General features: G+C 73.5%; 10 protein-coding genes. 5 read left to right on the top strand and 5 right to left on the bottom strand.

The annotated features are described in order from the left end of the window. Nucleotides 1–67: 67 nt before the first annotated feature. Nucleotides 68–433: a DUF5130 family protein gene (locus tag ABD158_RS10885; protein ID WP_344006995.1), complete on the bottom strand. Its 366-nt coding sequence runs from the start codon at nucleotides 431–433 to the stop codon at nucleotides 68–70. Beyond that, nucleotides 420–758 carry a hypothetical protein gene (locus ABD158_RS10880; RefSeq protein WP_344006993.1) on the bottom strand — a complete coding sequence of 113 codons (339 nt, stop codon included), beginning with the start codon at nucleotides 756–758 and terminating at the stop codon, nucleotides 420–422. The genes ABD158_RS10885 and ABD158_RS10880 overlap by 14 nt, the downstream gene beginning before the upstream one ends. A 69-nt stretch (nucleotides 759–827) precedes the next feature. On the opposite strand from ABD158_RS10880, the gene ABD158_RS10875 reads away from it, so the two are divergent. Both ABD158_RS10875 and ABD158_RS10870 read left to right on the top strand, forming a co-directional pair. After that, entirely contained in the window at nucleotides 828–1,871 is a 1,044-nt protein-coding gene (locus ABD158_RS10875) for a mechanosensitive ion channel family protein (protein ID WP_344006991.1), read from the top strand. Continuing rightward, nucleotides 1,868–2,260, top strand: coding sequence for a globin (locus ABD158_RS10870; RefSeq protein WP_344006989.1), 393 nt, complete (start codon nucleotides 1,868–1,870; stop codon nucleotides 2,258–2,260). Before ABD158_RS10875 ends, ABD158_RS10870 begins: the two co-directional genes overlap by 4 nt. Before the next feature lie 27 nt (nucleotides 2,261–2,287). Here the strand turns inward: ABD158_RS10870 and ABD158_RS10865 are convergent, their stop codons facing one another. Continuing rightward, nucleotides 2,288–3,199, bottom strand: coding sequence for a thioesterase family protein (locus ABD158_RS10865; protein ID WP_344006987.1), 912 nt, complete (start codon nucleotides 3,197–3,199; stop codon nucleotides 2,288–2,290). Nucleotides 3,200–3,273: 74 nt separating this feature from the next. Between ABD158_RS10865 and ABD158_RS10860 the strand changes: the two genes are divergently transcribed. The 3 genes from ABD158_RS10860 (at nucleotide 3,274) to ABD158_RS10850 (ending at nucleotide 6,051) form a co-directional block, all read left to right on the top strand. Beyond that, entirely contained in the window at nucleotides 3,274–4,491 is a 1,218-nt protein-coding gene (locus ABD158_RS10860; RefSeq protein WP_344006985.1) for an acetyl-CoA C-acetyltransferase, read from the top strand. A 35-nt stretch (nucleotides 4,492–4,526) separates the two neighbouring features. Further along, on the top strand, nucleotides 4,527–5,042 hold the full coding sequence (locus ABD158_RS10855) for a MarR family winged helix-turn-helix transcriptional regulator (protein ID WP_344006983.1): 516 nt from the start codon (nucleotides 4,527–4,529) through the stop codon (nucleotides 5,040–5,042). 313 nt (nucleotides 5,043–5,355) lie between these two features. Beyond that, nucleotides 5,356–6,051 carry a DUF1097 domain-containing protein gene (locus tag ABD158_RS10850; RefSeq protein WP_344006981.1) on the top strand — a complete coding sequence of 232 codons (696 nt, stop codon included), beginning with the start codon at nucleotides 5,356–5,358 and terminating at the stop codon, nucleotides 6,049–6,051. Between the two features lie 76 nt (nucleotides 6,052–6,127). Here ABD158_RS10850 and ettA read toward each other — a convergent pair whose 3' ends face one another. Both ettA and ABD158_RS10840 read right to left on the bottom strand, forming a co-directional pair. Continuing rightward, a complete protein-coding gene (gene ettA, locus ABD158_RS10845; protein WP_344006980.1) occupies nucleotides 6,128–7,810 on the bottom strand; it encodes an energy-dependent translational throttle protein EttA in 1,683 nt (560 codons plus the stop codon). 70 nt (nucleotides 7,811–7,880) lie between these two features. Continuing rightward, entirely contained in the window at nucleotides 7,881–9,542 is a 1,662-nt protein-coding gene (locus ABD158_RS10840; protein WP_344006979.1) for a GTPase, read from the bottom strand. Nucleotides 9,543–9,552 lie beyond the last annotated feature (10 nt).

Here is a 9,552-nt window from a genome sequence, read left to right as displayed (position 1 = left end):
CCCCCGGCCCGGGCCGGCCGGTCCAGCCGCCGGTCGCGCCGGCGGCGACCGGTCGCGCGGGCGAGGGTCAGGACTCGGCGGCGGTGTCGGCCATCATGGCGACGCCGGAGGTGATCCCGCCGACCAGGTCGCCCTGGGCGAAGGCGGTCTCCATCTGGAGCACCGCGAAGTTGACCCGCACGTCGGGCAGGCGACGGCGCACCTCGGCGCCGGTCACGACCTCGACGACCCGGCGGAGCGGGTCGACCATGATCAGGACGCTGTACGCCGGGGAGACCAGCGTGTTGTGCAGGCGCGTCGCGTAGGCGCGGGTGTCGCCCTGCGACTCCCCCACCCAGACCGAGAACTCGCAGCGGCTGCGCTCCTCGGCCTTGCGCAGGGCGGTGTCGATGGTCTGGCGCTCGGTCGCGTCGAAGACCTCACCACGTGCCACGAGCGCCTCCGGCCTGGGAGTCGTCACCGTCGGGACCCGCGAGCTGCTTGGTGCCGCTGCGCGGACCGCCGATCCACAGCTCCTCGATCCGCCCGGAGCCCGGGGCGACCCGCTCGCCGCGCACCAGCGCCGGCACGTAGACCATGAGGGCGACGAGCACCACGAGGCCGAGCGGGATGCCCACGAGCAGCACGAGGACGGTCAGACCGCTCACGGGCTCGGGGTCGCTCCAGCCCTCGGGCACCGCCGAGGCCGGGCCGGCGCCGGCCACCACGAGGCCGGCGGCGAGGGCGGTCACGGACAGCAGACGGCGAGATCCAGGCACCCGCCCAGGATATCGGTCGCGGTCGGTCCCCCGCGCACCGCTCTCACCACGCGCCCCGATACTGGGGGGATGTTCGCGATCGACACCTACGGCGCCTGCGAGCCGGACCAGGCGTGGTCCTGCCGCATCACCCGCGAGCTGACCGGCAACGACACCGCCGCGTCGCTCGCCGAGCTGCTGCTGGGCAAGCCCGCGGCCGTGCTCGGCATCATCCTGCTCGGGGTGCTGGGCCGGTGGGTGCTGCACCGGATCATCGACCGTCTCGTGCGGCGCGCCGAGCACAGCATGATGGGCGGCCGGCCGGGCAAGCCCGGCCTGGGCCTACCCCCGCAGGGCGCCGAGGCCGCCGGCGGCACCCCCGTCGTGAGCCACCGCCGCAAGCAGCGCACCCGGACCCTCGGCTCCCTGCTCAAGAGCGTCGCGACGGGCGTGATCATCGCCGTGGTCGGGATCATGGCGCTCTCCGAGATCGGGGTGAACGTCGCGCCGCTGATCGCCAGTGCCGGGATCGTCGGCGTCGCGCTCGGCTTCGGCGCCCAGAGCCTCGTCAGCGACGTCATCAGCGGCGTGTTCATGCTCGTGGAGGACCAGTACGGCGTGGGCGACGAGGTCGACCTCGGCGAGGCGATCGGCACCGTCGAGGCCGTGAGCCTGCGCGTGACCCGGGTGCGCGACATCCACGGCACCGTCTGGTACGTCCGCAACGGCGAGATCGTCCGGGTGGGCAACCAGTCCCAGAACTGGTCGAAGTCGGTGCTCGACATCAGCGTCGGGTACGGCGAGGACCTCGAGCGCGTCAACCGGATCCTGCGGGAGGCGTCGCACGACATGTGGGAGGACGAGGACTACCGCGGCCAGATCCTGGAGGAGCCGACCGTGCTGGGGATCCAGGACCTCGGCGTCGACGGGGTCACCGTGCGGCTGTCGATCAAGACGGCGCCGGGCGAGCAGTGGGCGGTGTCCCGCGAGATGCGCCTGCGCATCAAGAACCGCTTCGACGCCGAGGGCATCGAGATCCCGCTGCCGCAGCGCGTGGTCTGGTCGCGCGACCCGCGTCACGGCGAGGCTGCCGGCGCCGGCGCCCCGGGCGGCGCGACGGGGGCCGGCGCGTGAGCACCGACGGGACCGAGCAGACCTTCTACGAGGAGGTCGGCGGCTGGGAGACGATCGCCGGGATCGTCGCGCGCTTCTACGACGGCGTCGCGGTCGACCCGGTCCTGCGTCCGCTGTACCCCGAGGAGGACCTCGGCCCGGCCCAGGAGCGCTTCACCCTGTTCCTCGTGCAGTACTGGGGCGGGCCCAAGACCTACTCGGAGACCCGCGGCCACCCCCGGCTCCGGATGCGCCACGCGCCGTTCGCGGTCACCCCCGAGGCCCGCGACCACTGGCTGTCCTGCTTCCGGGCCGCCATGGACGGCGCCGGGCTGACCCCGGCGCAGGACGAGCGGCTGTGGGCCTACGTCACCTACGCCGCCGACTTCATGGTCAACACCCTCGACTGACCCGACCCCTGCCGGGGCGGGGCCGGGTCACGCCGGGTCGGCTCGGACCAGGCGCGCGCGCAGCGCCTCGACGTACGCCGGCGGCGGCGCGGCCGCCCGCTGGGCCTCGGGGTCGAAGCCCACGACCACCACCCGGGCCCGGGCCATCACCGCGGTGTCGGCGGGGGCCTCGGGGTCGACGAGCTCGGAGGCCAGCACGAACGACGTGCGGCCGACCTCCGCGACGCGGGTGCGCACGGCGTACGGCTCGGCCCGGAACAGCACGGGCCGCAGGTAGTCGAGCTCGGTGCGCGCGACCACCACCGACAGCGGCGGCGTGTCGTCGGGCAGGCCCGCGGTGAGCTCGGAGAACGTCTTGATCCGCGCCTCCTGGAAGAGCTCGACGTAGGCGACGTTGTTGACGTGGCCGAACACGTCCACGTCGGAGAACCGCACCGCGCAGGGCACCTCGGACCACACGGCGTCCGGGGGGCCCGGGCGGGCACGGCGGACGGGCTCGCCGGGCTCGAGGAACGCCGAGAGCCCGTCGCGCTCGGCCCCGGTGAGCCGCCGCGGGCGGTCGGCGTCGAAGTCGTACGGCGCGAGCAGGGTGCGCGCCCGCAGCACGACGTCGCGCTCGGGGTCGTCGGAGGACGACCGGCCCGCGGTGACCTCGTAGTCGATGGTGAAGGCGCCGGCGCGCACCTCCGAGACCCACATCTCGACCCTCACGTGGCGCCGCAGGCGCAGCGGCGCGACGTAGCCGACCTCCAGCCGGACCACCACCGAGCCGCGGGTCAGCGGCGCCGGGGCGTCGTCGGTCGCGCCGTGGGCGCTCCCCCGCCGCCGCAGCATGTCGATGCGCGCCTCCTGGAGCACGTCGACGTGGGCGACGTTGTTGACGTGACCCAGCAGGTCGAGGTCGGCCCAGCGCATCGGGCACTCGTAGACGTGGCGCACGGGGTGGATCCTGGCAGAGCCGAGGGGTGGTTACTGTGGGGTAACCCGCTCCTGGACCCCCGGAAGGACCCCGCATGCCCGAGGCCGTCATCGTCTCCGTCGCCCGCTCCCCCATCGGCCGCGCCAACAAGGGCTCGCTGAAGGACGTCCGGCCCGACGACCTCGCCGCGAGCATGGTCGCCGCGGCCCTCGACAAGGTGCCCGCGCTGGACCGGGCCGACGTCGACGACCTCTACCTCGGCTGCGGCCTGCCCGGCGGCGAGTCCGGCTTCAACATGGCGCGCGTCGTCAACGTGCTCAACGGCATGGACGGCGTCCCCGGCGCGACCGTCAACCGCTACTGCTCGTCCTCGGTGCAGACCACCCGCATGGCGTTCCACGCGATCAAGGCCGGCGAGGGCGACGTGTTCGTGTCCGCCGGCGTGGAGACGGTCTCCCGCTTCGTCAAGGGCACCCCGGACCACCTGCCCGACACCCAGAACCCCGTCTTCGACGAGGCCCGCGCCCGCACGAAGGCGACCGCCGAGAACGGCGACGGCTGGCACGACCCGCGCGAGGACGGGCTCCTCCCCGACGCCTACATCGCGATGGGCTTCACCGCCGAGAACGTCGCGAAGCTGCGCGGGCTCGACCGTCGCGAGCTCGACGAGTTCGGCGTGCGCTCGCAGAACCTGGCCGAGAAGGCCGTCGACAACGGGTTCTGGGCGCGCGAGATCACACCCGTCACGACCCCCGACGGCACCGTCGTCACCGCCGACGACGGCCCCCGCGCCGGCGTCACCTACGACGCGGTGAAGGACCTCAAGCCGGTCTTCCGGCCCGACGGCGTCGTCACGGCCGGCAACTGCTGCCCGCTGAACGACGGCGCCGCCGCCGTCGTCCTCATGTCGGACACCAAGGCCGCCGAGCTCGGGCTGACCCCCCTGGCGCGGGTCGTGTCCACCGGCGTGTCGGGGCTCTCGCCGGAGATCATGGGCCTCGGCCCGGTCGAGGCCACGCGCAACGCGCTGCGCATCGCGGGCATGTCGATCGGCGACATCGACCTCGTCGAGATCAACGAGGCGTTCGCGGCCCAGGTCGTCCCGTCGTACCAGGACCTCGGCATCGACCTGGACCGCCTCAACGTCAACGGCGGCGCCATCGCGGTCGGCCACCCCTTCGGCATGACCGGTGCCCGACTCACCGCCACGATGCTCAACAGCCTGGACTGGCACGACAAGTCCACCGGCCTGATCACGATGTGCGTCGGCGGCGGCCAGGGCATGGCCCTGATCCTGGAGCGCACCGCCTGACCCGCGGGTCCCGAACGGGGCCCTACACTCGATGAATGGTGGACAACACGGGGGCGACCGGGACCACGGTCGAGGTCGGGACGAAGTGGCTCGACCCGGAGGAGCAGCGGACCTGGCGGGCCCTGGTGGTCGCCAACACGCTGCTCATGCACCACCTGGACGAGCAGCTGCGGCGTGAGTACGGCGTGTCGCTGACGGAGTACGAGATCCTCGTGCGGCTCTCCGAGCGCGAGCACCACGAGATGCGCATGGCGCAGATCGCGGACTCCCTGTGCCTGAGCCGGAGCCGGATCACCCACACGGTGGCCCGGATGGAGCAGGGCGGTCTCGTCCGGCGCCAGCCGGCCACCGAGGACGGGCGTGGCGTGGTGGCGAGCATGACCGAGTCCGGCCAGGAGCTGCTCGACCGCGCCGCGCCGTCCCACGTGACGAGCGTGCGCGAGCACCTCGTCGACCTGGCCGACCCCGCCGACCTGGCCGCCGTCGGCCGCGTCATGGACGCCGTCGCCGACGACCTCCTCCCCGAGCACCCCGAGGCCGAGATCCGCTGAGGCACGACCGAGGAACGAGGTCGCGACCGCGGGTCGAGACCCCGGTGACCCGACCACCGACCCGGACCCCGACACCGCCCGGCGTCCCAGATTGAGACACGCGGCACTCGCCGGGCGCCGGTGGGCGACCTACCGTCGTCGCAGCCCGTGACGACCGTCACAGCAGCGAGGTCCGCCACCACACCGGGCGGACCGGTCACGAGCCCCGGGAGCGCTCCCGCGGGCCCCCTCCGTCGTCGCCCCTCCGTCGACCCCTCCCCGGACCGGCCCCTCGGCCCCGGGGCGGCTCGGCGCGCCAGAATCGAGAACCGTCGTGCTCGACCGCCTGAAAGCCTCCGTCCCCCTCGCCCTCGTGATCGGGGTCCTCGCCCTCGCCTGGACCTGGTTCGCCCTCAACTTCACCTTCCACTGGGTCACCGACGGTGACCTCGGCAACGGCCTCGCCCTGCCCAGCAACTTCCACCTCGTCGTGCCCGCCGCCTTCATCTCCTGGGGGTTCTTCTTCGCGGCGGGTGCCGACACCGGCGCCTTCGTGAAGGTGACCGTCGGCAGCGTCGTCGGCGGCCTGGCCGGTCTCGGGGCGATGCTCGCCTCGTCGGCCACCGCGCCCCTGCCCGACTTCTGGGCGATCGCCGTGTTCGTCGGCGTCTTCGCCGTCCTCCTCGTGCTGATGAGCGCGCTCGGCGACTGGCACTACGTCCCGGCGACCTTCGGCGCCTTCGCCTCGGTCTTCTTCTGGTGGACCGCCACGGGCCTCGACACGTGGGCTCCCGGCGGGGGCGGCACCGGCAACAACGTCGAGTCGCTGGCCGACGTGGCCACGGCCGGGGCCGGTGCGTTCGGCGGGGTCATCTCGACCCCGCTGGAGATGGTGTGGGTCAACGTCTCCGTCAGCCTGCTGGCCGGCTGCGTGCTGGGCCTGCTGTCGGTCCGGCTCACGGCCCTCGTCAGCCCCGCGGCCCCGGCGGAGACCGAGACCGCCGCGTCGGACAGCCGCGCGCACGCCTGAGACGCACGTCGACCCCGGGTCCGGCGTACCGGACCCGGGGTCGTGACGGGCTGCCGCCTCCCGCGCGGGTGGGGCGTCAGTCGCGCGTCAGGCGGCGGTGGGTGACCCGGTGGGGCCGGGCGGCCTCGACGCCGAGACGCTCCACCTTGTTCTCCTCGTACGCCGCGAAGTTGCCCTCGAACCAGAACCAGCGGGCCGGGTTCTCGGCGTCGCCCTCCCAGGCCAGGATGTGGGTCGCGACGCGGTCGAGGAACCACCGGTCGTGGGAGGTGACCACGGCGCAGCCCGGGAAGTCGAGGAGGGCGTCCTCGAGGGAGGACAGGGTCTCGACGTCCAGGTCGTTGGTGGGCTCGTCGAGCAGCAGCAGGTTGCCGCCCATCTTCAGGGTCAGCGCGAGGTTCAGCCGGTTGCGCTCACCGCCGGACAGCACCCCCGCCTTCTTCTGCTGGTCCGGGCCCTTGAAGCCGAACGACGCGACGTAGGCGCGCGAGTTCATCTCGAAGTTCGCGACCTTGATGAAGTCGAGCCCGTCGGAGACGACCTCCCAGACGTTCTTCTGCGGGTCGATGCCGCCGCGGGTCTGGTCGACGTAGGAGATCTTGACGGTCTGGCCGACCCGCAGGTCCCCCTCGTCGGGCTCCTCGTTGCCGGTGATCATGCGGAACAGCGTGGTCTTGCCGACGCCGTTGGGGCCGATGACGCCGACGATGCCGGCGCGCGGCAGCGTGAAGGACAGGTCGTCGATCAGGACGCGTCCCTCGAAGCCCTTGGTCAGGTCGTGGGAGTCCAGGACGACGTCGCCCAGGCGCGGCCCGGCGGGGATGTTGATCTCCGAGGTGTCGATCTTGCGGGCGCGGTCGGCCTCGGCCGCCATCTCCTCGTAGCGCGCGAGCCGCGAGCGGCTCTTGGTCTGGCGGGCCTTCGCGTTGGAGCGGACCCACTCCAGCTCCTTCTCGAGCATCTTGGCGCGCTTGGCGTCCTTCGCGCCCTCGATCTTGAGCCGGTCCTTCTTGGTCTCCAGGTAGGTGGAGTAGTTGCCCTCGTAGCCGTGGATGCGACCGCGGTCGACCTCGGCGATCCACTCGGCGACGTTGTCGAGGAAGTACCGGTCGTGGGTGACGGCCAGGACGGCGCCCGGGTAGGACTTCAGGTGGCCCTCGAGCCACTGCACCGACTCGGCGTCGAGGTGGTTGGTGGGCTCGTCGAGCAGCAGCAGGCTGGGCTGCTGCAGGAGCAGCTTGCACAGCGCCACGCGGCGACGCTCGCCCCCGGAGAGGTTGTCGACCAGCGCGTCCGGCGGCGGGCACCGCAGCGCGTCCATCGCCTGGTCGAGACGGGAGTCGAGCCCGTAGGCGTCGGCGGCCTCGAGCTCGGCCTGCAGGTTGCCGGACTCCTCGCCGAGCTTGTCGAAGTCGGCGTCGGGCTCGCCCATCGCGGCGTACAGCTCGTCGAGGCGCGCCATCTTGGCCTTGAGCTCGGCGACCGCCTCCTCGACGTTCTCGAGCACGGTCTTGCCCTCGGTCAGCGGGGGCTCCTGCTGGAGCATCCCGACGGTCGCGTCGGGGTCCAGGAACGCGTCGCCGTTGTTGGGCTGATCGAGGCCGGCCATGATCTTGAGCAGCGAGGACTTGCCGGCGCCGTTGGGGCCGACGACGCCGATCTTGGCGCCGTGGAGGAAGGAGAGGGTGACGTCGTCCAGGACGACCTTGTCGCCGTGGGACTTGCGCACCTTGCGCAGGGTGTACACGTAGTCGGCCATGGCCTCAACCCTATGCGGCCTGCGCCGCCGGGGCGGTGCCGGGCCGCAGGGGCAGCGGGCCCGGGGCGGGTCAGCGGCGGGCGGTGGCCAGCGCGTCCGAGAGCTCGGCGTGCGCCGCGAGCTCGGCGCGCACCGGGGTGACGACGAGCTCGGTGGCCACGTCGTGGACCCCGGAGCGCATCCGGGTGTCGGCGACCATCCCGCGGAACCGGCCCGCGCGGCCGACCAGGGCCCGGCAGACGAGCGCGAGCACCAGCCCCAGGACCAGGCCCCCGACCAGCAGCGCCAGCGCGACCGGCACCCCGGCGAGCGTCACCTCCGCGGTGGCGCCCACGATCGTCGCGACGTACCAGGCGCCCCCGGCGAGGGCGACGAGCAGCAGCAGCCACTGCACGACCCGGACGGCGTGGACCCAGCCGGGCAGGCGCGTCGGCTCGAGCTCGGTGGCGGCGAGGGTCTCGTCCAGCCGTCGCACGACCTCGTCGGAGCGGGACACCGAGGCCCGTCGGACCGCGTCCTGCCAGGCCTCGGACATCCCGCGCGACACGTCGTCGGCGACGTCGCGCAGCGCGGCGTCGACCCGGGAGCCCTGCACCCGCGCGGTGCTCGGGGTCGAGGCGCCCCCCGCGAGCTCGGCGGCGACGGCGTCGTCACCACCGGCCCCCTGCAGGTCGAGCCCGGTGCGGGCCGCGGGGTCCTTGCCGAGCGCGCCGGTCCAGGCGAGGAGCGGCCAGCCGGTGGCGCGGGCGGCGCGGCGTCGGGCCGCGGTCTCGACCGCCTCGACGACCACGCCGACGCCGGCGGCGTCGGCCAGCGCCGCCTCCAGCTCACCGGCGCGGGAGCCGCTCAGGGTGTGGTGCGCGGGGCCCGACCCGGTGGTCCCGGAGGCCTCCGCGAGCCGGTCGGCCGCGGCGCGGACGTCACGCTCGAGCCGTCCGCGCGCGACCGCCTTGTCACGGACCCGCCGGGCGACCTCGGTGCGCAGCTCGTCGACCCCCCAGCCCTCGCGGGCGCTGACGCCGATGACGGGCACGCCGCCGAGACCGTCGTCCACGAGCAGCCGACGCACGTCGTCCAGCATGGACTCGCGGCGCGGCTCCGGGACGGCGTCGAGGTGGTTGAGGACGACCACGATGGTCTCGGCGTGGGCGGCCAGCGGTGCGAGGTAGCGGTCGTGGACCGCGGCGTCGGCGTACTTCTGCGGGTCGAGGACCCAGACCATGAGGTCGGCCAGGTCGACGAGCCGGTCGACCTCGAGGTGGTGCGAGACCTCGGTCGAGTCGTGGTCGGGCAGGTCGAGCAGCACGACGCCGTCGAGGTCGTTGTCCTCGCGGGTCGCGTCCAGCATCGAGTCACGGTTGGTCTGGTGGCGCGGCGGGATCCCCAGCCAGTCGAGCACCTCGGTCGCGTCGTCCCCGCCCCACACGCAGGCCGTGGCCCAGGAGGTCGTCGGACGGCGCACGCCGACGGCGGAGAGGTCCAGCCCGGTGAGCGCGTTGAACGTCGACGACTTCCCGGACCCGGTGGCCCCCGCGATGGCGACCACGGTGTGCTCGGCCGACAGCCGCATCCGCGCGGCGGCCCGCTCGGCCGTCGCCCGGGCGTCGTCGACGACGGACTCCTCGACGCGGCCACGGGCGCGCTCGACCGCGGTGGTCAGGGCGTCGACACGGCCGGCGAGACCGGTCGACGGCCCCGGCCGGTGGTGGGGACCCTCGGGCAGGGACGTCATCTACTCCCTC

This window comes from Nocardioides lentus (assembly GCF_039529515.1).
Taxonomy (GTDB): Bacteria; Actinomycetota; Actinomycetes; order Propionibacteriales; family Nocardioidaceae; genus Nocardioides; species Nocardioides lentus.
Note: the sequence above shows the minus strand (reverse complement) of the source record. Positions and strands in the feature narration are given on the sequence as shown.

Bases quoted from the DNA above. Each gene is read 5' to 3' on its own strand.
- ABD158_RS10875 (WP_344006991.1), top strand. From the start codon at position 828: ATGTTCGCGATCGACACCTACGGCGCCTGCGAGCCGGACCAGGCGTGG.
- ABD158_RS10860 (WP_344006985.1), top strand. From the start codon at position 3,274: ATGCCCGAGGCCGTCATCGTCTCCGTCGCCCGCTCCCCCATCGGCCGC.
- ABD158_RS10855 (WP_344006983.1), top strand. From the start codon at position 4,527: ATGGTGGACAACACGGGGGCGACCGGGACCACGGTCGAGGTCGGGACG.
- ettA (WP_344006980.1), bottom strand. From the start codon at position 7,810: ATGGCCGACTACGTGTACACCCTGCGCAAGGTGCGCAAGTCCCACGGC.
- ABD158_RS10840 (WP_344006979.1), bottom strand. From the start codon at position 9,542: ATGACGTCCCTGCCCGAGGGTCCCCACCACCGGCCGGGGCCGTCGACC.